At 58.7% G+C, this 24,492-nt stretch carries 19 protein-coding genes and 1 riboswitch; of the genes, 12 read left to right on the top strand and 7 right to left on the bottom strand.

Annotation, left to right across the window (positions count from 1 at the left end):
* Nucleotide 1: 1 nt before the first annotated feature.
* Nucleotides 2-1,726 (bottom strand): acetolactate synthase 3 large subunit, encoded by a 1,725-nt coding sequence (ilvI, locus tag C2E15_RS04260; protein WP_104956267.1) that lies wholly within the window; start codon nucleotides 1,724-1,726, stop codon nucleotides 2-4.
* Nucleotides 1,727-2,182: 456 nt separating this feature from the next.
* On the bottom strand, nucleotides 2,183-2,407 hold the full coding sequence (locus C2E15_RS21285) for a hypothetical protein (protein ID WP_146108533.1): 225 nt from the start codon (nucleotides 2,405-2,407) through the stop codon (nucleotides 2,183-2,185).
* Nucleotides 2,408-2,449: 42 nt separating this feature from the next.
* Between C2E15_RS21285 and leuL the strand changes: the two genes are divergently transcribed.
* The 5 genes from leuL to leuD all read left to right on the top strand — a co-directional run bounded on the left by leuL (nucleotide 2,450) and on the right by leuD (nucleotide 7,328).
* Nucleotides 2,450-2,548, top strand: coding sequence for a leu operon leader peptide (gene leuL, locus C2E15_RS22315; protein WP_128603461.1), 99 nt, complete (start codon nucleotides 2,450-2,452; stop codon nucleotides 2,546-2,548).
* 101 nt (nucleotides 2,549-2,649) lie between these two features.
* Nucleotides 2,650-4,215, top strand: a complete 1,566-nt coding sequence (leuA, locus tag C2E15_RS04255) for a 2-isopropylmalate synthase (protein ID WP_104956266.1) — start codon at nucleotides 2,650-2,652, stop codon at nucleotides 4,213-4,215.
* Nucleotides 4,216-4,217: 2 nt separating this feature from the next.
* Complete coding sequence (gene leuB, locus C2E15_RS04250) at nucleotides 4,218-5,309, top strand: 3-isopropylmalate dehydrogenase (protein WP_104956265.1); 1,092 nt, start codon at nucleotides 4,218-4,220, stop codon at nucleotides 5,307-5,309.
* A 2-nt stretch (nucleotides 5,310-5,311) separates the two neighbouring features.
* Nucleotides 5,312-6,712, top strand: a complete 1,401-nt coding sequence (gene leuC, locus C2E15_RS04245) for a 3-isopropylmalate dehydratase large subunit (RefSeq protein WP_104956264.1) — start codon at nucleotides 5,312-5,314, stop codon at nucleotides 6,710-6,712.
* A gap of 10 nt (nucleotides 6,713-6,722) precedes the next feature.
* The gene (gene leuD, locus C2E15_RS04240) at nucleotides 6,723-7,328 is read left to right on the top strand and encodes a 3-isopropylmalate dehydratase small subunit (RefSeq protein WP_104956263.1); all 606 of its coding nucleotides are present in this window, start codon (nucleotides 6,723-6,725) and stop codon (nucleotides 7,326-7,328) included.
* A gap of 94 nt (nucleotides 7,329-7,422) precedes the next feature.
* Here leuD and C2E15_RS04235 read toward each other — a convergent pair whose 3' ends face one another.
* Nucleotides 7,423-8,601, bottom strand: a complete 1,179-nt coding sequence (locus tag C2E15_RS04235) for a sugar efflux transporter (protein WP_104956262.1) — start codon at nucleotides 8,599-8,601, stop codon at nucleotides 7,423-7,425.
* A 317-nt stretch (nucleotides 8,602-8,918) separates the two neighbouring features.
* Here C2E15_RS04235 and sgrR point away from each other — a divergent pair, with 317 nt between their 5' ends.
* The 4 genes from sgrR to thiQ all read left to right on the top strand — a co-directional run bounded on the left by sgrR (nucleotide 8,919) and on the right by thiQ (nucleotide 14,071).
* Entirely contained in the window at nucleotides 8,919-10,580 is a 1,662-nt protein-coding gene (gene sgrR / locus C2E15_RS04230; RefSeq protein ID WP_104956261.1) for an HTH-type transcriptional regulator SgrR, read from the top strand.
* Nucleotides 10,581-10,615: 35 nt separating this feature from the next.
* Nucleotides 10,616-10,732, top strand: a riboswitch (TPP riboswitch).
* Between the two features lie 45 nt (nucleotides 10,733-10,777).
* Nucleotides 10,778-11,764, top strand: coding sequence for a thiamine ABC transporter substrate binding subunit (gene thiB / locus C2E15_RS04225; protein WP_104956260.1), 987 nt, complete (start codon nucleotides 10,778-10,780; stop codon nucleotides 11,762-11,764).
* Entirely contained in the window at nucleotides 11,740-13,350 is a 1,611-nt protein-coding gene (thiP, locus tag C2E15_RS04220) for a thiamine/thiamine pyrophosphate ABC transporter permease ThiP (protein WP_104956259.1), read from the top strand. The genes thiB and thiP overlap by 25 nt, the downstream gene beginning before the upstream one ends.
* A complete protein-coding gene (gene thiQ, locus C2E15_RS04215; RefSeq protein WP_104956258.1) occupies nucleotides 13,334-14,071 on the top strand; it encodes a thiamine ABC transporter ATP-binding protein ThiQ in 738 nt (245 codons plus the stop codon). Before thiP ends, thiQ begins: the two co-directional genes overlap by 17 nt.
* Here the strand turns inward: thiQ and C2E15_RS04210 are convergent.
* The 3 genes from C2E15_RS04210 to C2E15_RS04200 form a co-directional block, all read right to left on the bottom strand.
* On the bottom strand, nucleotides 14,061-14,825 hold the full coding sequence (locus C2E15_RS04210; protein ID WP_104956257.1) for a DedA family protein: 765 nt from the start codon (nucleotides 14,823-14,825) through the stop codon (nucleotides 14,061-14,063). The genes thiQ and C2E15_RS04210 overlap by 11 nt on opposite strands.
* 193 nt (nucleotides 14,826-15,018) lie before the next feature.
* On the bottom strand, nucleotides 15,019-15,477 hold the full coding sequence (locus C2E15_RS04205) for a DUF943 family protein (protein WP_104956256.1): 459 nt from the start codon (nucleotides 15,475-15,477) through the stop codon (nucleotides 15,019-15,021).
* Complete coding sequence (locus C2E15_RS04200) at nucleotides 15,474-16,316, bottom strand: DUF3289 family protein (RefSeq protein ID WP_104956255.1); 843 nt, start codon at nucleotides 16,314-16,316, stop codon at nucleotides 15,474-15,476. Before C2E15_RS04200 ends, C2E15_RS04205 begins: the two co-directional genes overlap by 4 nt.
* A 196-nt stretch (nucleotides 16,317-16,512) precedes the next feature.
* On the opposite strand from C2E15_RS04200, the gene polB reads away from it, so the two are divergent.
* From polB to rluA, 3 genes are all read left to right on the top strand, one after another.
* Nucleotides 16,513-18,873 (top strand): DNA polymerase II, encoded by a 2,361-nt coding sequence (polB, locus tag C2E15_RS04195; RefSeq protein WP_104956254.1) that lies wholly within the window; start codon nucleotides 16,513-16,515, stop codon nucleotides 18,871-18,873.
* A 155-nt stretch (nucleotides 18,874-19,028) separates the two neighbouring features.
* Nucleotides 19,029-21,932 carry an RNA polymerase-associated protein RapA gene (gene rapA, locus C2E15_RS04190; RefSeq protein WP_104956253.1) on the top strand — a complete coding sequence of 968 codons (2,904 nt, stop codon included), beginning with the start codon at nucleotides 19,029-19,031 and terminating at the stop codon, nucleotides 21,930-21,932.
* Nucleotides 21,887-22,606 (top strand): bifunctional tRNA pseudouridine(32) synthase/23S rRNA pseudouridine(746) synthase RluA, encoded by a 720-nt coding sequence (gene rluA / locus C2E15_RS04185; protein ID WP_104956252.1) that lies wholly within the window; start codon nucleotides 21,887-21,889, stop codon nucleotides 22,604-22,606. The genes rapA and rluA overlap by 46 nt, the downstream gene beginning before the upstream one ends.
* A gap of 978 nt (nucleotides 22,607-23,584) precedes the next feature.
* Here rluA and djlA read toward each other — a convergent pair.
* Nucleotides 23,585-24,409, bottom strand: a complete 825-nt coding sequence (gene djlA, locus C2E15_RS04180; protein ID WP_104956251.1) for a co-chaperone DjlA — start codon at nucleotides 24,407-24,409, stop codon at nucleotides 23,585-23,587.
* Nucleotides 24,410-24,492: the final 83 nt, after the last annotated feature.

Genomic DNA, 24,492 nt, shown 5'->3' with positions numbered 1-24,492 from the left:
ATTATGTCCTCTCCGTTTTGCTTAACCACATTTCATCCATACTGCCCCCGCGGATCTGCATCGGGTAGACATGTTCGCTGCCGTCCACGTTGACATCGACAAACACCAGCCGGTTGTTCGCCACCGTTTCCAGCGCCAGCGCCAGCTTCTCCTCCAGCTCCGCCGGATGGGAAATTGAAATGCCGACGTGGCCGTACGCTTCCGCCAGACGAACAAAGTCAGGCAGCGACTCCATATAGGAGTGCGAGTGGCGACCGGAATAGATCATGTCCTGCCACTGCTTCACCATGCCCAGATAGCGGTTGTTCAGGTTAAGCACCAGAATTGGCAGATTATATTGCAGCGCGGTGGAGAGTTCCTGAATATTCATCTGAATGCTGCCGTCGCCGGTCACACAGACCACGGTTTCCTGCGGCAGCGCCAGCTTCACGCCGATGGCCGCTGGCAGGCCGAAGCCCATGGTGCCCAGCCCGCCGGAGTTGATCCAGCGGCGCGGCTTATCGAACGGATAATAGAGTGCCGCAAACATCTGATGCTGACCCACATCCGAGGTAACGTACGCCTCGCCCCTGGTCAGGCGCCACAAGGTTTCAATCGCCGCCTGCGGCTTGATTTTTTCGCTGCCGCGATCGAACGCCAGGCAGTTGCGCGCGCGCCAGCCTTCAATGCTCTGCCACCAGTCGCGCAGGCTGTCGAAATCCTGCTGCGTATCGCCTTCCGGCAGCAGTTCCAGCATCTGCTGCAGCACCTGACGCGCATCGCCCACCACCGGGATATCCGCCGCCACGGTTTTGGAAATCGAGGCCGGGTCGACATCAATATGCAGCACGGTGGCGTCAGGGCAATATTTCGCCAGGTTATTGGTGGTGCGATCGTCGAAACGCACGCCCACGGCGAAGATAACGTCGGCGTTATGCATCGTCATGTTCGCTTCGTAGGTGCCATGCATGCCGAGCATGCCGAGATTCTGGCGATGGGTGCCGGGAAATGCGCCCAGCCCCATCAGCGAGTTGGTGACCGGCAGACGTAACTTCTCCGCCAGGGTGCGCAGCTCGCCGTCACATTCGGAGATAATCGCGCCGCCGCCGACATACATTACCGGCCTTTTTGCCGCCAGCAGCGCCTGAACGGCGCGCTTTACCTGGCCCCGGTGGCCCTGCGTGGTCGGGTTATAGGAGCGCATGCTGACGCTCTCTGGCCAGACGTAAGGCAGCTTATTCGCCGGGTTAAGGATATCTTTCGGCAGATCGATCACTACCGGGCCGGGGCGACCGCTGGCGGCCAGCCAGAAGGCTTTTTTCAGGATGGTCGGGATCTCTTCCGTATGCTTTACCAGGAAGCTGTGCTTTACCACCGGGCGTGAGATGCCGACCATATCGCACTCTTGGAAGGCGTCGTAGCCAATCAGCGAAGAAGGTACCTGGCCTGACAGCACTACCATCGGCACCGAATCCATATAAGCGGTGGCGATGCCGGTAATGGCGTTGGTGGCGCCCGGCCCGGAGGTGACCAGCACCACGCCGACCTCGCCGGTGGCGCGCGCGTAGCCGTCAGCCATATGTACCGCGCCCTGCTCGTGGCGCACCAGCACATGATCGACGCCGCCAACGGTTTGCAGGGCGTCATAGATATCCAGCACCGCGCCGCCCGGGTAACCAAACACATGCTTTACGCCCTGATCGATCAACGATCGGACCACCATTTCAGCTCCTGACAACATCTCCATTTTTGCCTCCCGGCTTTCAGTTCACTCTCTGCTCCGGCGTCTGCCCGCTGTCGCCGCGCGACGGGCAAAGCGAAAGGGAGTCAGTCAGAGATAAACGCAGTGTTAATGCTCAAACCCTAAAAGGCGCTTTCAGGGTCAAGGTACAGGGGGAATGAAGCCCTGGCAGATTTATTTACGCTGGCTTTAGCAATTACCATAACCGCAGAAATCTTGTTGGGTAAACCCCAAACTTACCGCTGCGTTTTTACCGCTTTCTTTTCTTACGCTAATAAGCGAAGCGAATAGCGGAAAAAAAGCTAAAGCCGGGGCTAATTAACAGCGGATTATGCTGTTCAGTGAATTATTCATAGCAAAAACTTATCATTGCCGCTTTTTTTTATCGCGCGCCGCGGTAAAAAAGAAAGGCGAACGAATAGCGCGGTAAATTATTCTGCCTTGCAGTGGCTAGTTACTATTTTATCTCGCCGTAGCGCGGCGCATACGATAAAAAATGGCGCTACTGGCGTTGGCATTGCGTAACCAAGCACCTTGCATAAAAATATAAATAATTGATTTATAAGTAATTAAACAAACTGACGCAACGCGATACCCGGATATCCTGTAAAGATCCTGCCGGCCGGGATTTATCGCTTTTTCATTAAGCTTTTTTAATCCATTGCCGCGTCTGAACAGGGTTGACATCACCAGCGCAATCAAGTACCAATAAAAACAGCACAGAAATTTATGGAGTCTGATTACATGATTCGTTCCTTCCGCCTACTCGGTCTACTACTAAACGCATATCACTTGCGCGGTAGTCGTGTGGGCGGAATCAATCACTGATTCAGGCTTGCAAAACTTAAAAAACCCGCGCCAAGGCGCGGGTTTTTTTATGCTCGTGACACAGGCGAACCGGTAAAAGCCAAACTGAAAGGAAAAAGACGATGAGCCAAGAAGTCATTATTTTCGATACCACTCTGCGCGATGGCGAGCAGGCATTACAGGCCAGCCTGAGTGTTAAAGAAAAGCTGCAAATTGCGCTGGCGCTGGAGCGCATGGGCGTTGACGTCATGGAAGTGGGCTTTCCGGTTTCCTCGCCGGGCGATTTCGAATCGGTGCAGACCATTGCGCGCACCATTAAAAACAGCCGCGTGTGCGGCCTGGCGCGCTGCGTTGAGAAAGATATCGACGCCGCTTATGAAGCGTTGCGCGTCGCCGAGGCGTTCCGCATTCACACCTTTATCGCCACCTCGCCGATGCATATCGCCACCAAACTGCGCAGCACCCTGCCGGAGGTGATCGAGCGCGCGGTCTATATGGTGAAGCGCGCGCGCAACTACACCAGCGACGTTGAGTTCTCCTGCGAAGATGGCGGCCGCACGCCGATTGATGACCTGTGCCGCGTGGTCGAAGCGGCAATTAACGCCGGCGCCACTACCATCAATATTCCGGACACCGTGGGCTACACCCTGCCGCACGAATATGCTCATATCATCTCCTCCCTGCGCGAACGCGTGCCGAACATCGATAAAGCGATTCTGTCGGTGCATACCCATGACGATTTGGGCATGGCGGTCGGCAATTCCATCGCAGCGGTGATGGCGGGGGCGCGTCAGGTTGAAGGCACGCTGAACGGCCTGGGCGAACGCGCTGGCAACTGCGCGCTGGAAGAGGTGATCATGACCATCAAAACCCGCGCCGCGATGATGAATGTCCATACCAATATCCATCACCATGAAATCTGGCGTACCAGCCAGACCATCAGCCAGATCTGCAATATGCCGATTCCGGCGAACAAAGCGGTAGTCGGCTCGAACGCCTTCGCGCACTCCTCCGGCATCCATCAGGACGGCGTGCTGAAAAACCGTGAAAACTACGAAATCATGACGCCGGAATCGATCGGCCTGAATCAGGTGCAGCTGAACCTGACCTCACGCTCCGGCCGCGCGGCGGTAAAACACCGCATGGAAGAGATGGGCTATCAGGAAAGCGACTATAACCTGGATACGCTGTATGACGCTTTCCTGAAGCTGGCGGATAAGAAAGGCCAGGTGTTCGATTATGATCTGGAAGCGCTGGCCTTCATCAATAAGCAAAACGAAGAGCCGGAATATTTCCAGCTGAAAGATTTCAACGTGCAGCTGGGATCCTCTATCACCGCCACCGCCTCGGTGCATCTGACCTGCGGCGAAACCGTGCAGGCGGAAGCGGCCACCGGCAACGGTCCGGTCGATGCCGTCTATCAGGCGATTAACCGCATCACCGATTTCAATATCGAACTGGTGAAGTACCAGCTCACCGCCAAAGGCCACGGCAAAAACGCGCTGGGCCAGGTGGATATCGTCGTCAACTACAACGATCGTAAATTCCATGGCATCGGCCTGGCGACCGACATTGTCGAATCCTCCGCCGAAGCGATGGTTAACGCGCTGAATAATATCTGGCGTGCTAAACAGGTTGAGCAGGAACTGCAGCGTAAATTCCCTAAAGAACAGAAGGAAGTGGTGTAAACATGACGCAAACTCATCATATCGCCGTGTTAGCAGGCGACGGCATCGGCCCGGAAGTTATGGCGCAGGCGATGAAAGTACTGGACGCTATCCGTCAACGTTTCGCCATGCGCATTACCACCAGCGACTATGACGCCGGCGGCATCGCCATCGACCGTCACGGCGAGCCGCTGCCGGCGGCCACCATCGCCGGCTGCGAGCAGGCGGACGCCATTCTGTTCGGCTCCGTCGGCGGCCCGAAGTGGGAACATCTGCCGCCAACGCAGCAGCCGGAGCGCGGCGCCCTGCTGCCGCTGCGCAAACACTTCAAGCTGTTCAGCAACCTGCGTCCCGCCAGTTTATATAACGGCCTGGAAGCGTTTTGCCCGCTGCGCAGCGATATCGCCGCGCGCGGCTTCGATATCTTATGCGTGCGCGAGCTGACCGGCGGCATCTATTTCGGCCAGCCAAAAGGGCGCGAAGGCAGTGGCATGCATGAAAAGGCATTCGATACCGAGGTCTATCACCGCTTTGAAATCGAGCGCATCGCGCGCATCGCCTTTGAATCGGCACGTAAACGCCGCAGCAAAGTCACCTCTATCGATAAGGCCAACGTGTTGCAGACCTCAGTAATGTGGCGCGAAATTGTCAACGAAGTGGCGAAAGATTATCCCGACGTGCAGTTAAGCCATATGTATATCGATAACGCCACTATGCAGCTGATCAAGGATCCGTCGCAGTTCGACGTACTGCTCTGCTCCAACCTGTTTGGCGACATTCTCTCCGACGAGTGCGCGATGATCACCGGTTCGATGGGCATGCTGCCTTCCGCCAGCCTGAACGAGCAGGGTTTCGGCCTGTATGAGCCGGCCGGCGGCTCGGCGCCCGATATCGCCGGGAAAAACATTGCCAACCCCATCGCGCAGATCCTGTCGCTGGCGCTGCTGCTGCGCTACAGCCTGGAGGCGGATGAGGCAGCCAACGCCATCGAAAGCGCCATCAATCGCGCGCTGGAAGAAGGCTACCGCACCAGTGATTTGGCCGGCGACGGCCCGTCTGTAAGTACCGATGAAATGGGCTCGATTATTGCCCGCTTTATCGCTGAGGAAGCATAAAAATGAGCAAAACATTATACCAGAAGCTGTTTGACGCCCATGTCGTGTACGAAGCGCCCAATGAGACACCGCTGCTCTATATTGATCGCCATCTGGTGCATGAAGTTACCTCTCCGCAGGCGTTTGACGGCCTGCGCGCCCACGGCCGCAAAGTGCGTCAGCCGTCGAAAACTTTCGCGACGATGGATCACAACGTCTCTACCCAGACCAAAGACATCAACGCCTCCGGCGAGATGGCGCGCATTCAGATGCAGGAGCTGATCAAAAACTGCGAAGAGTTCGGCGTTCAGCTGTATGACCTGAATCACCCTTTCCAGGGCATCGTGCATGTTATCGGGCCGGAACAGGGCATGACGCTGCCAGGGATGACCATCGTATGCGGCGATTCACACACCGCGACCCACGGCGCGTTCGGCTCGCTGGCTTTCGGCATCGGCACGTCGGAAGTTGAGCATGTGCTGGCGACGCAGACCCTGAAACAGGGCCGCGCCAAAACCATGAAGATTGAAGTCACCGGCCAGGCGGCGCCAGGCATTACGGCGAAGGATATCGTCCTGGCGATCATCGGCAAAACCGGCAGCGCCGGCGGCACCGGCTACGTCGTCGAGTTCTGCGGCCCGGCAGTCGAGGCGCTGAGCATGGAAGGCCGTATGACGCTGTGCAATATGGCGATTGAAATGGGCGCTAAAGCAGGCCTGGTGGCGCCGGACGACGTCACCTTCAACTATCTGCAGGGCCGCCAGTTCGCGCCGCAGGGCGAACAGTGGCAGCAGGCGGTTGACTACTGGCGCACCCTGAAATCTGACAGCGACGCGCATTTCGATGCGGTCGTGACGCTGGATGCGGCGGAGATCGCCCCGCAGGTGACCTGGGGTACCAACCCCGGCCAGGTGATCGCCGTGAATCAGCAGATCCCCGACCCCGCCTCGTTCCAGGATCCGGTAGAGCGCGCCTCGGCAGAAAAAGCGCTGGCCTATATGAACCTGCAGCCGGGCATTAAGCTGACTGACGTGAATATCGATAAGGTTTTTATCGGCTCCTGCACCAACTCGCGGATTGAAGATTTACGCGCCGCCGCCGCCATCGCCAAAGGCCGCAAAGTCGCGCCGGGCGTGGTCGCGATGGTGGTGCCAGGCTCCGGCCCGGTAAAAGCGCAGGCGGAAGCGGAAGGTCTGGATAAAATTTTCCTCGATGCGGGTTTTGAATGGCGTCTGCCGGGCTGCTCCATGTGCCTGGCGATGAACAACGATCGCCTGAACCCCGGCGAGCGCTGCGCTTCCACCAGCAACCGCAACTTCGAAGGACGCCAGGGCCGCGGCGGCCGCACGCATCTGGTCAGCCCGGCGATGGCTGCCGCCGCCGCCATTGCCGGCCATTTTGCCGATATCCGCGAACTGAACTAAGGAAACGATCATGGCGAAGAAATTTACTCAACATACCGGCATTGTGGCGCCGCTGGACGCGGCTAACGTCGATACCGATGCCATTATTCCGAAACAGTTTCTGCAAAAGGTGACCCGTACCGGTTTCGGCCAGCATCTGTTTCATGACTGGCGTTTTAACGACGACGCTGGCACCCAGCCCAACCCGAACTTTGTGCTGAATCAGCCGCCGTTCCAGGGCGCCAGCATTCTGCTGGCGCGGGAAAACTTCGGCTGCGGCTCCTCGCGCGAACATGCCCCCTGGGCGCTGACCGATTTTGGCTTTCAGGTGGTGATTGCCCCCAGCTTTGCCGATATCTTTTACGGCAACAGCTTCAATAACCAACTGCTGCCGGTACGGCTGAGCGAAGAGGAGGTCGATGCGTTGTTCCGCCTGGTGGCGGCGCAGCCCGGTGTGCGCTTTACGGTGGATTTAACCACCCAGCAGGTAACCGCCGGCGATAAAACGTACGCGTTCGAGATCGATAGCTTCCGCCGCCACTGCATGATCAACGGGCTCGACAGTATCGGCCTGACGCTGCAGCATGACACCTCGATTGCCGCTTACGAACAGCAACAGCCCGCCTTCCTGCGTTAAGTGTCGCCCCTTTCCCGCCCCTGACGAACGGGAAAGGGTTTTCTCTTGCCGTGTCCATTCTGAATGTTTTTTTACCGCCCTGCCCACAGCCGCGCTAAACGTTGCGCACCCGCGTCGAAAGCGCGAACGCCAGCAGCGCCATTCCCAGCGCCAGCCAGTAAACGGCATAGTGACCGAATGATTCCGCCAGCGTTCCCTGCAGCAGCCCCGCCAGAATGGTGCCGGTTGAAATACTGTTGGTAAACAACGTGGTCGCCGCGCCGGGCCGCCCCGGCATCAAATCCTGAAACCAGAGCATGCCGATCCCGGCGATGATACCGATAAATATCGCGTTGAAGATCTGAATCAGCATCAGCGCAGTGCGCGACTGGAACAGTACCAGCCCGAGATAAAACAGCACGCCGGAGGCGATAGCCACCAGCATAATGCGCCGCTTGCCGGTGCGCTTCACGAAGTGCCCCGCCAGCAGCATAATCGGGATCTCCAGCCCGGCGGCGGTGCCCATCAGCAGGCCCGCCAGCCGCTCGGGCAGCCCCAGCTCGCTGCTGATATAGAGCGGCATATCGATGATATACATGGTGTTGCAGGTCCACATTACCATCGATGCCACAAACAGCAGGCGCACATCTTTATCGCGCCAGGCGCTGATCTGCGTCAGCAGCACTTCCGGCGACGGCTCCACGCGCGGCACCGAGGGCAGCGCGAAGGCGACCAGCGCCAGGCAGACAAGGAACAGCACCGCCGCCACGATAAACATCACCGTGAAGCCGTAGTTCAGCGCCAGCGCGAAGGAGAGCGGCGGCCCGATCACCCACGCCAGCGACAGCTGGGCACGCATTACCGAACTGAACATCACCACCTCGCGCGCCGAGCGGTCGGCATATTCGCGCGCCAGCGCGAATATCTGCGGCATCGATACGCTGGCCAGCGCCGAGAGCAGCACGCCCAGCGTAATCAGGGTCAAATAGTGGCGGTTAAAGGCAAACAGCACTGCATTCGCCAGCGCCATCGCGCAACAAAACAGGATCAGCCGGCGGCGATCGCCCCGGTTGTCGGAGCGCTTGGCCAGCAGCAGGCTGACGGTAATCCCGGCGATAGCATTGACGGTATAAAACAGCCCGACCCAGAACGGCGTTACGCCGACCTCGCGCGACAAAAACAGGCTCAGCGTCGGTGCCTGCAGCGCGCCGGCGATGCCGACCATAAAAGAGACGGCCATAAAAGCGATATAAACCGGATTAAGACGGCGGCGGCGCGTCAGCAAAAATTTCATAACGGTTCCTGTACCTGGAAAAGGAAAACGGCAAACGGGCATAAAAGCGGCGCCGCAGGCCGACATCGGCCGCGCATGGCGATAACTCGTGTTGTAGAAGAAAGCACAGGGAAAAGAAAAAAGCCAGCGGCCGCAATGGCTGCTGGCGGTGTAATTGCACCCTACTCAGAATAAAGAACGGCGCGGCAGGGCCGTCTTCCGTCCTGATAAAAATGCGCCAGCCGGTCGGGCTGCCTCCCGCACTTTTATCTCTACGGATTATGCGCATAATAAGGGGACCTAAACACTGACAGATTCTTACAGGGAGTTCCCCTTTTATGCCCTCCTCGCGTCTGCAGCATCATTTCATCCGCCTGTGGCAAAACTGTAACGGCCAGCCGCAGGAGACCACGCTGGAACAGCTGGCGCAGCAGATGCACTGTTCACGCCGACATATGCGCAATTTGCTGAACGCCATGCAGGCGCAGGGGTGGCTCAGCTGGCAGGCAGAGGCGGGACGCGGCAAGCGTTCGCATCTGCGCTTTTACTCCACAGGCCTGGCGCTGCAGCAGCTGCGGGCCGAGGAGCTGCTGGAGCAGGATCGCATCGACCAGCTGGTACAGCTGGTCGGCGATAAGCGTCAGGCGCGGCAGATGATCGCCTCGCGGTTGGGGCGCAGTTTCCGTCAGGGCAAGCATATTCTGCGTATCCTTTACTATCGCCCGCTACTGAATCTGTTGCCCGGCTCGCCGCTGCGCCGTTCGGAAACCCATCTGGCGCGTCAGATTTTCAGCAGCCTGACGCGCATAAATGAGGAAAACGGGGAACTGGAGCCGGATATTGCTCACCACTGGCAGCAACTATCGCCGCAGCACTGGCGCTTCTATCTGCGTCCGGCGATCCAGTTTCACCATGGCCGCGAGCTGGATATGAACGACGTGATCCTGAGCCTGCAGCGCCTGACGCGCCAGCCGCTGTTTTCCCACCTGACACGTATCGAATCGCCGACCTCCTGGACGCTGGATGTCTATCTGAGCCAGCCTGACGCCTGGCTGCCGTGGCTGCTGGGCAGCGTCAGCGCGATGATCCTGCCGCAGGAGTGGACGACGCTGCCGGACTACAGCCGCCAGCCGGTGGGCACCGGTCCCTATTCGGTGGTGCATAATCAGCAGTCGCAGCTGAAAATTCAGGCGTTCGATGACTACTTCGGCTATCGGGCGCTGATAGATGAGGTCAATATCTGGGTACTGCCGGAGATCAGCGAAGAGCTGGTCTACGCCGGGGTGAAAGTTCAGGGCGGCACGGAGGATGAAACCGCGCTGGAAAGCCGGCTGGAAGAGGGCTGTTATTTTTTGCTGTTCGATCGGCGTTCGGCGAAAGGCGGCGATGAACAGGTACGCCGCTGGGTCAGCACCCTGCTGAATCCCATTGCGCTGCTGAACCACGCCACCCCCGGCTATCAGCGCTACTGGTTTCCTGCCTGGGGGCTGCTGCCACGCTGGCATCATCGCCGGGAGATGCACGCCGTCGCTAAACCGCCCGGTCTCACCGAACTGACGCTGACCAGCTATCGCGATCACAGCGAGCATCAGGCGATCGCCGCGCTGCTGATCCCGCTGCTGGCGGCGCACGGCGTACGGCTTGTGGTACGTGAAGTGGAGTATGCCTGCTGGCATCACGGCGCGGCACAAAGCGATATCTGGCTTGGCAGCGCCAACTTCACCCTACCGCTGGGCTTTTCCGTCTTCGCCCTGCTGTATGAGCTGCCGCTACTGCAGCACTGTATCGATATCGACTGGCAGGCCGACGCCGCCCGCTGGCGCCAGCAGCAGTTGACGCTGGCGGAGTGGTGTAAAAAGCTGGTGGAGAACCACTGGCTGCACCCGCTGTTTCATCACTGGCTGCTGCTGGAGGGCCAGCGCAGCATGCGCGGCGTACGCATGAACACCCTTGGCTGGTTCGATTTTAAATCCGCCTGGTTCGCGCCGCCTGAATCCTGACGCTTTCGTTAACTTCACGAAAACACTACACTAAGTCGTTCTCAACGGGGTGTGGAAAGGCGCAGGCGAAAACAGCGCGTGTTTCCACTGAGAGAGACCCGTCGAACCTGATCCGGTTAATACCGGCGTAGGGATTTGAGATGCCCTCCATCCTCAGATCACGCGCCCTGTTATTTCTTCTCCTCAAGGAGCGCAACGTGTTGAAAAAAGCTTTACCCATTCTGCTGTTGTTGTCCGCCCCAGTCTTTGCTGCCAAACCGACGCTGACCGTCTATACCTACGACTCTTTCGCCGCCGAATGGGGCCCCGGCCCGGCGGTAAAAAAGGCCTTTGAGGCGCAGTGCGGCTGCGAGCTGAAATTCGTCGCGCTGGAGGATGGCGTTTCGCTGTTGAACCGGCTGCGTATGGAAGGCAAAAACAGTAAGGCCGACGTGGTGCTGGGGCTGGACAACAATCTGGTGCAGGCAGCGGCGCAAACCGGCCTGTTTGCGCCCGCTGATATCGACACCCGTAAACTGACGCTGCCGGGCGGCTGGCGCAACAGCACCTTTATTCCTTACGACTACGGCTACTTCGCCTTTGTTTACGATAAAAATAAACTGAAGCATCCACCAAAAAGCCTGCAGGAACTGGTGGAGAGCGATGAGAAATGGCGGGTAATTTATGAGGATCCGCGCACCAGTACGCCCGGCCTCGGCCTGCTGCTCTGGATGCAGAAAGTGTACGGCGCCGATGCGCCACAGGCCTGGCAGAAACTGGCGCAAAAAACAGTCACCGTCACCAAGGGCTGGAGCGAAGCGTACGGCCTGTTCCTGAAAGGCGAAGGGGATCTGGTGCTGAGCTACACCACCTCTCCCGCCTACCATCTGATTGCCGAGAAGAAAGATCACTATGCGGCGGCCAGTTTCGCCGAAGGCCACTATCTGCAGGTTGAGGTGGCGGCGCAGCTGAAAAACAGCACCCAGCCGCAGCTGGCGCGGCAATTTATGCAGTTTATGGTCAGCGAGCCTTTCCAGCAGACCATCCCCACAGGCAACTGGATGTATCCCGTTATCCACACCACGCTGCCGACCGGCTTTAACGCCCTGCCGGTGCCGAAGACCGCGCTGGAGTTCACCCCGGAGCAGGTCGCGCAGCAGCGCGCCACATGGATTAGTGCATGGCAACGCGCCGTCAGCCGTTAATCCCAGGCTGGCTGTGGCCCGGCCTGCTGACCGCCGCGCTGCTGATTAGCGTGGCGCTGTTGGCTTTCGGCGCGCTATGGTTCAACGCGCCCGATAATGACTGGCGCAGCCTGCTGCAGGATAGCTATCTGCACCATGTGGTCGCCTTTTCCTTCTGGCAGGCGCTGTTGTCGGCGCTGCTGTCGGTTTTACCGGCGATCCCGCTGGCGCGCGCGCTGTGGCGCCGGCGCTTTCCTGGCCGTCAACTGCTGCTCAGGCTGTGCGCCATGACGCTGGTGCTGCCGGTGCTGGTGGCGGTATTCGGCCTGCTGAGCGTCTATGGACGCGAAGGCTGGCTGGCGCAGCTCTGCGCGCTGCTCGGCGTAGACTATCGTTTCTCGCCCTACGGCCTGCAGGGCATCCTGCTGGCGCACGTCTTCTTTAACCTGCCGCTGGCGACGCGTCTGCTGCTGCAGGCGCTGGAGAGTATTCCCGGCGAACAGCGCCAGCTCTCCGCCCAGTTGGGCATTGAGGGCTGGCACTTTTTCCGCCTGGTAGAGTGGCCCTGGCTACGCCGCCAAATCCTGCCTGCGGCGGCGCTGATCTTTATGCTCTGCTTCGCCAGCTTCGCCACCGTGCTGTCGCTGGGCGGCGGCCCGCAGGCGACCACCATCGAACTGGCGATTTTCCAGGCGCTCAGCTACGACTACGATCCCGGACGCGCCGCCCTGCTGGCGCTGCTGCAGATGGCCTGCTGCCTCGGGCTGGTGATGCTGAGCCAGCGCCTGAGCAAAGCGCTGCCGACCGGCGATGTTTCGCTGAACGGCTGGCGCGCCGCCGATCGCCGGTTCGGCACGCTGGCCCGCGATACGCTGATTATCGTCCTTGCCCTGCTGCTGCTGTTGCCGCCGCTGCTGGCGGTTATCGTCGACGGCGTGCGTCAGGGGGCGGGCAGCCTGCTGGATCAGCCTGCGCTGTGGCAGGCCGCCTGGACCTCGCTGCGCATCGCGCTGGCCGCCGGCCTGCTGTCGGTGCTGCTGACGATGCTGCTACTCTGGAGCAGCCGCGAACTGCGTCTGCGTCAGCGCCTGCTGGCAAGCCAGGCGCTGGAGATGAGCGGCATGCTGATCCTCGCCATGCCGGGCATCGTGCTGGCGACCGGCTTCTTTTTGCTGTTCAACAGTACGCTGGGGCTACCGCAGCAGGCGGACGCCATTGTGATCTTTACCAACGCGCTGATGGCGATTCCCTACGCGATGAAGGTGCTGGAGAACCCGATGCGCGATATCGCCGGGCGCTATCAGCGTCTCTGCCTGTCGCTTGATATTCACGGCTGGCGACGCGTGCGCCTGATTGAGCTGAAGGCGTTGCAGCGTCCGCTGGCGCAGGCGCTGGCGTTCGCCTGCGTGCTTTCCGTCGGTGATTTCGGCGTGGTGGCGCTGTTCGGCAGCGCCGATTTCCGCACCCTGCCCTTTTATCTTTATCAGCAGATTGGCGCCTACCGCAGCGCCGACGGCGCGGTTACTGCCCTGCTGCTGCTGCTGCTCTGCTTTGTTCTGTTCACCCTGATTGAAAAACTGCCGGGACGCCATGCTAACCCTGACTAATCTGACCTGGATCTATCATCATTTACCGATGCGCTTTTCGCTGTCGCTGCAGGCGGGCGAGCGGGTTGCGGTACTGGGCCCCAGCGGCGCCGGGAAAAGCACGCTGCTTAGCCTGGTCGCGGGTTTTCTGACGCCGAACGGCGGCCAGATTGCGCTCGACGGCGCGGACCATACCCATACGCCGCCCGCAAGGCGGCCGGTATCGATGCTGTTTCAGGAGAACAATCTGTTCGCGCATCTGAGCGTGGCGCAAAATATTGGCCTTGGCCTGCATCCGGGGCTGAAGCTGAATGCCGCGCAGCATCAGCAGGTAGCGGAGATCGCCCGCCGCGTGGGGCTGGGATCCGCGCTGACGCGTCTGCCGGGCGAACTTTCCGGCGGCCAGCGGCAACGTGCGGCACTGGCGCGCTGCCTGGTGCGCGCCAGGCCGATCTTGCTGCTGGACGAACCCTTTTCCGCGCTCGATCCGGCACTACGCAAAGAGATGCTGACACTGGTAGATGAGGTGTGCCGTGAACGTCAGCTGACGCTGCTGATGGTGTCGCACAGCCTGGAGGATGCGCAGCAGATCGCCGCGCGCAGCGTGCTGGTAGTGGACGGACGCATCTACTGGGACGGCGCCACCGCAGCACTGCTGCGCGGCGAAACGGAAGCGGCGGAAGTACTGGGGATCCGCCACCGGCCAGCAGGCCAGCCGGGAGCGGCAGAGGTTAACCGATAAAAACTTTCGCCAACAGCTGACGGAAAATCGGCATCATCGGGTGAAACTGGATCGCGGCCAGGCTACCTGCGCCAAGGATAAACCCCAGCGGCGCCAGCCAGCGCAAACGCTGTACCGGCAGATAAGGCGTCGCCCAGTCCTGCTGTTTTCCGGCGCGCCACCAGCGCCAGCAAAGCCAGGCGCCAATCCATACCAGCAGCGCCACCGCCAGCAGCAGCCAGGTGAAATTGCCGCTCTGTGCATCTTTCGGCACATCGATCGCCACGCCGGCGAGAATGCCCGGCAGCAGATAGAGCGGCGGCCAGAGCAGGCAGCCGATAATATTAGGCAGCAGAAACTTGCGCACCGGCAGCTCCAGCATGCCCGCCGCCAGCGGAATAAGCGGCCGCGTGGGGCCGACGAAGCGGCCGACCAGGATGGTGAACATGCTGTGCTGATGCAGCGCGTGTTCGGTGCGGTCCAGCATCTTCTGATGCTTTTTCAGGTATTGCCAGCGATGCAGCGGCCCCTGAAACTTCCAGCCGATGCCGTAGGAGATCCAGTCCCCCAGCAGACAGCCGACAATACCCGCCGCCCAGGCGGGATAAAGCCCCAGCTGGCCGCTGCCGACCAGCGCGCCAAGGCTGGCCATCATCACCGTGCCTGGCAGCAGTAGCCCCACCAACGCCAGCGACTCGAGAAAGGTCACCAGCGCCACGGCAAACAGCGCCCACTCCAGCGATTGGGTAATCAGGTGTTGTAGCCAGGCTTCCATACATATCCTCAGAGTCGGTTATCGCCGGGATTGTCCTGAGCGGATGTCGCAGCGTCAAGCGATGATTTGTATGGGGATATTGACATGAATTGACAACGACTTTACCGCGGCCACAAAGGCCTGGAGCGTTGCCGCTATCGGAAAAGAAAGGCGTTTAACAGCAGTTTGCCGGAACGGCTGAATTGCTTAGGATTTATTTGAATCCCACTTCATCCAGTTCGCCGTTGGCTTTCTGAATATAGCGAGTCCCGTTCAGCCAGTAGCTGACCTCGCCCTTGCGCGTCAGGGTGATATACATTAATCGTTCTTTCTCAATACAATTTTTCGGCGGCGGCATATCGTCAAAGCAGAGACGATCATATTTTCCCAGCGTTTTATAACCATCGCCGAAGCGCCAGACAACAATATTATTATTTGATAAAATATTATCAGGAAGATGATAATTCTGAAAAATAGATTCTTTATTCTCAAGCCACCAATTAATTTTCCCTTTATCGGTTAATGGGAATTTTCTCACCAAAATATGAAAGCTGTGCGGATTCCAGTGGGCCTTAACAATTTCCACCCTTAAGTTAGAAATGTATAAAAAACCAGAAATTAATACAATAAAAGTAGAAAAAAACGCTAATGTAATTTTAATTTCATTTTTCACACTGTTCCACCTTTCAAATCGATATCCACACTCATATTGGTAAAAAAAGGTTTGAACCCATACTTTTCATAACGTTGCAGAACAAACCAGAGTCTAAAAAAACGGAACTGATGATATTTCTTCTGCATAATATCTGAATCATCTAACCCAAAATGATCCTGAGCATGATAACGTATTTTTGCTATCCAGCTATTATTCTCTATCTTAAGCGATAGAACTTCTATTTCTATCGCATAGATATCATGTATTGTTATACCTAAGCCATTATAATTATCTTCAAAGCGGGCAAACTTAGGTAAAATAGAGTCTCTAAGGCTGTCATTGAACTTTGATTTCAATTCAAGAGGATAAAACCCACCCTCATAATCAACATATTTTTCAATGACCTCCCTTAACAAGGCAAGTGAACTTACTTCCGAGCTATCATTTATTATTTGCTCTCTCAACGCCATATCCAGCCCGACATCGCTAAACGCAGCGCCGTCGGCATATTGGAGATGGTCAATCATCTTGTTAATCAGCTGGCGATAGGGGCTGTACAGAGAGAAAGGACCGCTCAGGCTGCGCATCTCACCAAACAGCAGCTGCGCGCTGGCTTGATGCGAACAGGTTCCCGCATTTTTAACGGTGTGGGGGCGATAAAAACGCGACTGCGGCACATTAAACGGCGTCAGCCGCGTGCCGCTGTAAGGGTCGACTTTTTCTGAGACGTCGGTCAGCAGGTAGACTTTTTGCAGCTGAGCAGCCGTCAGATCGCCATAGCGCATATCCGCCGCCGCCCGGTCATGCATTTTTCGTTGGGTAGAGAAAACAGTACAAGGAAAGGTTAACGCTGTCATTTATTATGCCCCTGCCAGGGCGGCTTTCCGCCCCCCCATGCGGTATCGTTAAGCCCTCATTAATAACGGTAAAACGCGCGCGCGGATTCAAGACCTGTCCCGAATACAACACGTCGCGCGCGGCGGCAAGGCGTCGGGCACTGTATAAATAAACATGGTATAATCGGCGCGATTTTCCGCTATTCAGAGGCATCGGGTGAACAACGCACGCGCAGGTTTCCTGCTGACGCGCCACTGGCGCGATACGCCAAACGGCACCGAAATCGTTTTATGGCTGGCGACTGAAAACGGGCCGCAGCGTCTGGTGCTGCCGCCGCAGGAGTCGGTCGCCTTTTTGCCGGCGGAATATCAGCAGCAGGCGCAGCAGCTGCTGGCCGATGAGCGCCACTGGCGCCTGGCGCCGCTCGGCCTGAAAGATTTTCGCCATCGCCCGGTGCTGGGCCTCTATTGTTCTCAATATCGTCAGCTGCAGCGGCTGGAGAAGCGGCTGCGCGAGCATCATATTCCCCTCTACGAAGCGGACGTGCGCCCGCCGGATCGTTTCCTGATGGAGCGCTTTATCACCGCGCCGGTCTGGTTTAGTGGCGAACCGGCCGGAGAAAGCCTGATTAACGGTCGGGTGAAGCCGCATCCCGATTACCGCCCGCAGCTTCGCTGGGCGTCGCTCGATATCGAAACCACCCAGCATGGCGAACTCTACTGCATCGGTGTTGAAGGCTGCGGAGAGCGCATTGTCTGGATGCTCGGGCCGGAAAACGGCAATGCCGGCGGGCTCGATTTTGAGCTGTACTACGTTAGCAGCCGCCCACAGCTGCTGGAGAAGCTCAACGCCTGGTTCGCCGCGCAGGATCCCGACGTGCTGATTGGCTGGAACGTGGTGCAGTTCGATCTGCGCGTGCTGCAAAAGCATGCCGATCGCTACGCTATCCCGCTGCGCCTTGGGCGTAATCAAACGGTACTGGAATGGCGCGAGCATGGTTTTAAGCCGGGCGTGTTTTTCGCGCAGGCGGAGGGGCGGCTGATTATCGACGGCATCGAAGCGCTGAAATCCGCCTTCTGGAATTTCGACTCTTTTAGTCTGGAATCGGTGTCGCGGCAGCTGCTGGGCGAAGGCAAAGCGATCGATAACCCCTGGCAGCGCATGGAGGAGATCAACCAACGCTTCGCCAACGATAAGCCGGCGCTGGCGCGCTACAACCTGAAAGACTGCGAGCTGGTGACGCGCATCTTTCAGAAAACCGAGCTGATGCCCTTTTTGCTGGAACGCGCCAGCGTCAACGGCCTGGCGGCGGATCGCCACGGCGGCTCGGTGGCCTCTTTCAGCCATCTCTATTTCCCGCGCATGCATCGCGCCGGCTTCGTCGCCCCCAATCACGGCGAGGTGGCGCCGGACGCCAGCCCCGGCGGCTATGTAATGGATTCACGCCCCGGCCTGTATGATTCGGTGCTGGTGCTGGATTATAAAAGCCTTTACCCCTCGATTATTCGCACCTTTTTAATTGACCCGGTCGGACTGGTAGAGGGGCTGGCTCACCCTGAAGATAAAGATTCGGTGCCAGGCTTCCGTCAGGCGCGCTTTTCGCGTCACAACCACTGTTTGCCCGCCATCGTCAATCAGATCTGGCAGGGGCGCGAAGCGGCGAAGCGCCAGGGCAACCAGCCGCTGTCACAGGCGCTGAAAATCATTATGAATGCGCTGTACGGCGTGCTGGGCACCCGCGCCTGCCGCTTTTTCGATCCGCGTCTCGCCTCTTCGATTACGCTGCGCGGCCATGAAATTATGCAGCAGACACGCCAGCTGATTGAGGCGCAGGGCTACGAAGTGATCTATGGCGATACCGACTCCACGTTTGTCTGGCTAAAGGCGCCACACGATGCCGCGTCCGCCGATGCTATCGGCCGGCAGCTGGTCAGCCAGGTTAATCAGTGGTGGCGCGACCATCTGCAGGCGACGTATCAGCTGGAAAGCGCGCTGGAGCTAGAGTATGAGACCCATTTCGTGCGTTTTCTGATGCCGACCATTCGCGGTGCCGAGCAGGGCAGCAAAAAGCGCTACGCCGGGCTGATCCAGCAGGCAGGCGAGGAACGGATGGTGTTTAAGGGGCTGGAGACGGTGCGCACCGACTGGACGCCGCTGGCGCAGGCGTTTCAGCAGGCGCTCTACGGCCGTATTTTTCGCGGCCAGCCCTGGCAGGAGTATATTCGCGAAACGGTGCGTCAGCTGCTGGACGGCGAGCTGGACGCGCAGCTGGTGTACAAAAAGCGCCTGCGCCGCCCGCTGCACGAATATGAACGCAACGTGCCGCCGCACGTGCGCGCCGCGCGCCTGGCGGACGAGCAGAATAGCAAGCTGGGCCGCCCGTTGCAGTACCAGAAAGGGGGCGCCATCCGCTATGTGATGACCACTTCCGGGCCGGAGCCGCTGGAAGCGCGCACCGCGCCGCTGGACTACGATCACTACCTGACGAAGCAGCTGCAGCCGGTCGCCGACGGCATACTGCCTTTCGTGCAGGATGACTTTGCTACACTGATTACCGGGCAGCTGGGACTTTTTTGACAGGTGACGAACGCGTTACCTTCCAGTACCATAGCGCCCTTCCTGAATTCACCGCTCCTGGGCCTTAGCCAGACATGCTTATTGCCTGGCCGCAACGCTATTGTCCGGGCGGGAGCATGACACCTGTTATTACGAGAATCGCGAGCTAAACATCTATGCCTTTTACACTTGGTCAACGCTGGATCAGCGACACGGAAAGCGAACTGGGACTGGGAACTGTGGTTGCCCTGGATGCCCGTATGGTTACCCTGCTTTTTCCTGCTACCGGTGAAAACCGTCTCTATGCCCGAAATGATTCTCCCATTACCCGTGTGATCTTCAATCCCGGCGATACCATCACCAGCCATGAAGGCTGGCAGCTGGAAGTGGCTGAAGTGCGCAATGATAATGGCCTGGTAACCTATATCGGCACCCGTCTGGATACTCAGGAGCCGGTGGAAATGCGCGAAGTGCTGCTCGACAGCAAGCTGGTGTTCAGCAAGCCGCAGGACCGTCTGTTCGCCGGTCAGCTTGATCGCATGGATCGCTTCGCCCTGCGCTTTCGCGCGCGCCGCTACCAGAGCGAGCAGTACCGCCTCTCCGTCAGCGGCCTGCGCGGCATGCGCACCAATCTGATCCCGCATCAGCTGCATATCGCGCACGATGTGGGCCGCCGTCACGCACCGCGTGTACTGCTGGCGGACGAAGTGGGCCTCGGCAAAACCATCGAAGCCGGGATGATTATTCATCAGCAGCTGCTGGCCGGCCGCGCCGATCGCGTGCTGATCGTAGTGCCGGAAACCCTACAGCATCAGTGGCTGGTGGAGATGCTGCGCCGCTTTAACCTGCGTTTCTCGCTGTTTGACGATGCGCGCTACGCCGAAGCGCAGCACGATAGCGACAATCCGTTCGATACCGAGCAGCTGGTGATCTGCTCGCTCGATTTTGTACGCCGTAATAAGCAGCGTCTGCAGCAGCTGGCGGAGGCGGAGTGGGATCTGCTGGTCGTGGATGAAGCGCATCACCTCGCCTGGAGCGAAGGCGAGCCGAGCCGCGAATATCAGGTTATCGAGCAGCTGGCGGAACAGATCCCCGGCGTGCTGCTGCTGACGGCGACGCCGGAGCAGCTCGGTATGGAGAGCCATTTCGCGCGTCTGCGTCTGCTCGATCCGGATCGCTTCCACGATTTTGAGCAGTTTGTCGCCGAGCAGGAGAACTACCGTCCGGTCGCCGATGCGGTCGCGATGCTGCTGGAAGATAAGCGTATCAGCAACGAAGAGATCAACCTGCTGAGCGATCTGATTGGTGAACAGGATATCGAGCCGCTGCTGCAAACCGCTAACGGTGAGGGCGACGGCAAGCAGGCGGCGCGCGAAGAGCTGATCCGCATGCTGATGGATCGCCACGGCACCAGCCGCGTGCTGTTCCGCAACACCCGCAACGGCGTAAAAGGCTTCCCGCACCGCGAGCTGCATCAGATCCGTCTGCCGCTGCCGACACAGTATCAGACGGCGATTAAGGTCTCCGGCATTATGGCGGCGCGCAAATCAGCCGAGGAGCGCGCGCACGATATGCTCTATCCGGAGCAGATTTATCAGGAATTTGAAGGTGACAGCGGCACCTGGTGGAACTTCGATCCGCGCGTCGAGTGGCTGATGGGCTACCTCACCAGCAACCGCGAAGAGAAAGTGCTGGTGATCTGCGCCAAAGCCGCGACCGCGCTGCAGCTGGAGCAGGTGCTGCGCGAGCGCGAAGGCATTCGTGCTGCGGTGTTCCATGAAGGGCTGTCGATCATCGATCGCGACCGCGCCGCCGCCTATTTCGCCTCGGAAGAGGATGGCGCGCAGGTGCTGCTCTGCTCTGAGATCGGTTCCGAGGGGCGCAACTTCCAGTTTGCCAACCGGCTGGTGATGTTCGATCTGCCGTTCAACCCCGATTTGCTGGAGCAGCGTATCGGCCGTCTCGACCGTATCGGTCAGACGCGCGACATTCAGATCATGGTGCCTTATCTGGAGAAAACCGCGCAGTCGGTGCTGGTGCGCTGGTATCACGAAGGGCTGGATGCGTTCGAGCATACCTGCCCGACCGGACGCGCGGTTTACGATCGGGTGCATGATCAACTGATCGGCTATCTGGCCGCGCCGGAAAATAGCGAAGGGCTGGATGCGTTTATCGCCGAGTGCCGCCAGCAGCATGATGCGTTGCGCGCGCAGCTGGAGCAAGGCCGCGACCGTCTGCTGGAGCTGCACTCCAACGGCGGCGAGAAGGCGCTGGCGCTGGCGGAAGAGATTGGCCGTCAGGATAACAATATCGAGCTGGTCAATTTTGCCCTTAACCTGTTCGATATCGTCGGTATTAACCAGGAAGATCGCAGCGATAACCTGATTGTGCTGACGCCGTCCGATCATATGCTGGTACCCGATTTCCCCGGTCTGCCGGAAGAGGGTTGCACCATTACCTTCGATCGCGCTCAGGCGCTGGCGCGTGAAGATGCGCAGTATGTCACCTGGGAGCATCCGATCATTCGCAACGGTCTTGACCTGATCCTGTCGGGCGATACCGGCAGCTGCGCCCTTTCGCTGCTGAAGAATAAGGCGCTGCCGGTCGGCACGTTGCTGATCGAGCTGATTTACGTGGTGGAGGCGCAGGCACCGAAGCATCTGCAGCTGACCCGTTTCCTGCCGCCGACGCCGATGCGTTTGCTGGTGGATCGCAAAGGCACCAACCTGGCGGACAAAGTGGAGTTTGAGAGCTTTAACCGTCAGTTGAATGCGGTAAACCGTCATAACGGCAGTAAGCTGGTGAACGCGGTGCAGCAGGATGTGCATGCGATTCTGCAGCTGGCGGAGCCGCAGGCGGCGGAAGCGGCGCGTAAGCTGATCGATGCCGCGCGCACCGAGGCGGATGAGAAGCTGAGCGCCGAGCTGGAGCGTCTCGAGGCGCTGAAAGCGGTGAACCCGAATATCCGTGAAGATGAGATCGCCGCGCTGGAAAGCAACCGCAGCGAGGTGTTGGCCAGCCTGAACGACGCCGGCTGGCGTCTGGACGCGCTGCGCCTGATCGTGGTTTCTCATCAGTAAGCGAACCGGAGAGGCAGACGATGGAACCCTATAACCCGCCGCTGGAACCCTGGCTGCATATTTTGTATCAGGACGACCACATTATGGTGGTCAATAAGCCAAGCGGGTTATTGTCCGTGCCGGGCCGTCTTGAGGAGCATAAAGACAGCGTGATGACGCGTGTTCAGCGCGATTTCCCGCAGGCTGAATCGGTGCATCGTCTGGATATGGCCACCAGCGGCGTGCTGGTGGTCGCGTTGACTAAGGCAGCCGAGCGCGAGCTGAAGCGTCAGTTCCGCGATCGCGAGCCGGAAAAAAGCTATGTAGCGCGTATCTGGGGCCATCCTGAGAAGGATGAGGGTTTGGTGGATCTGCCGTTGATTTGTGACTGGCCGAATCGTCCGATGCAGAAGGTCTGTTTTGAGACCGGGAAATCGGCCCAGACGGAGTATCAGGTGCTGGATCGGGCGGCGGATAACTCCGCGCGTATCCAGCTGAAGCCGATTACTGGTCGTTCGCATCAATTACGCGTGCATATGCAGGCGTTAGGCCATCCGATTCTGGGCGATCGTTTTTATGCGCACGAGGCGGCGCTGGCGATGGCGCCGCGTTTGCAGCTGCACGCCGAGTCGCTGACGATTACCCACCCTGCTTTCGGCAACCGCATGACGTTCCGCCAGCCAGCCGATTTTTGATGGCTTGCGGCGGGCTGAGTGGGCTGCTGCGTTAGTGATGGCGCGGCGGATCAGACGTTGACGCCCGTCTGCGCAGTCAGCGACAGGCAGGCCGTTCCGTAAAGACGTCGTCAATCCATCCCTGGAGACTCCGCCGCGTCATCCCTGACGCGGAGGCTTTACTACACGGCCTGCCTGCCGCTTCCTTAACATCAGTGTCCATCTGCCCGTCGCGCTTCAGGCTTTGGCATTGTCTGTTCGCCGCTCTCTACGTTTTAGTGTCGTCTGTTCGCCGCGCTTCAGGCTTTGGCATTGTCTGTTCGCCGCTCTCTACGTTTTAGTGTCGTCTGTTCGCCGCGCTTCAGGCTTTCGCGCTGTCTGTACGCCGCTCTCTACGTTTTAGTGTCCGTCTGCCCGCCGCGCTTCAGGCTTCGGCGTTGTCTGTACGCCGCTCACTACGTTTTAGTGTTGTCTGCCCGCCGCTCTCTAACCTTTAACATGGCCTGTTTGCTGCGTTTTAATCTCAGCGACACCTGCTCTGCTTTTTGGATGTCGTATCCTTTGCTCATGTGATGCTGAGCGCCAGGAGCTGAAGGCGTATTCATTGTTACTGAAACAGAGGGAGGAGCCGTATTTTCCCGGCAGGTGAAGTATGAAGGCAGGCGATCAGAAGAAGAAAAGAGGCTGGCCGAAGAGGCGGGCCTCCCGCGCCAGGAACGGCGCGGGAGGCCCCACAGGGAGGGGTCGATGCCGTCCCGCCGAACGGACAGCCCCTCTTCTGACCGGCACGGAAAAGGGCTTTCCGTAGAAAACCGCCCTTTAATGCCGGCACGGAAAAGGAATTGCGCCGAAAACCTTTCTTTAACGGCGCCAGGCAAAAGCTGGCCGGAAAAGAGCTTGCCGCAGAAAACCTTTCTTTAACGCCCGCGCAGAAAGGTTTGGACGCCGGGCAACCTTTATCGCAACGCCGCCCAGGAACCGTTTCCCCTGCGCCGCGCGCTACTTAAAGTTTCTCTCTTTGCGGATCAGATCCCATGCCGCCTGAATCTCCTGCGCCTTCTGCTTCGCCATCTCCATCATCTCCGGCGGCAAACCTTTCGCCACCAGCTTATCGGGGTGATGTTCCGCCATCAGCTTGCGCCAGGCGCGCTTGATCGTCATATAGTCATCGGTCGGCTTCACGCCCAGCACCTTACAGGCGGCCTCCAGCGTCGGCCCTTGCTGCGCACCGTAACGCGCTCCGCCCTGCGAGGACCCGCCCCAGGCGTGGCCGCCGCCAAATTGCTGACCGCCTTCCATCATTCGCAGATACTGCTCGAACTGCACGCGCGAAATGCCTAACTCTTCCGCGATCACATACAGCACCTGACGCTCATTCGGATGCAGCGTGCCGTCGGCGAACGCCGCCTGAATCTGGATTTCCAGAAACATCCGAATCAAATCGAAACGGCCGAAACAGGCGCTGCGCAGTTCGCGCAGCTTGTTTCGCAACGGATAGTCGCTCTGCTTGCCTTCACGAAAAGCCTGCTGCGCCTGAGTGCGCGCCGCGCCGTGCAGCTGCATGCGATCCATCTGCAATGAGGCGATCTGAATATCCGCTTCGGTCACGCGCCCTTTCGCTTTGCTTAAATGCCCCATCACCTGAAAGGTGGTGCGGAAAAAAATCGTCTGTCGGGTCTGATTATTTGAAAAATAGGCCCTGCCCTGCGTCTCGCGGATTTTATCGACCAGATGGCCGAGCAGCAGGCCAATCAGCAGTCCCCAAAAGCCTGCGCCGGAAAGCAATCCCAGCACCAGACCAATTACTTTTCCCCAATAGCGCATATACTCCTCAATTCGCCATGCCGAAGGATAAAAATTGCATTATCATACCTGTCATTTATCTCACTGCCTAACGGCAACGCGGA

Origin of the sequence: Mixta gaviniae (assembly GCF_002953195.1) — a bacterium.
Taxonomy (GTDB): Bacteria; Pseudomonadota; Gammaproteobacteria; order Enterobacterales; family Enterobacteriaceae; genus Mixta; species Mixta gaviniae.
Note: the sequence above shows the minus strand (reverse complement) of the source record. Positions and strands in the feature narration are given on the sequence as shown.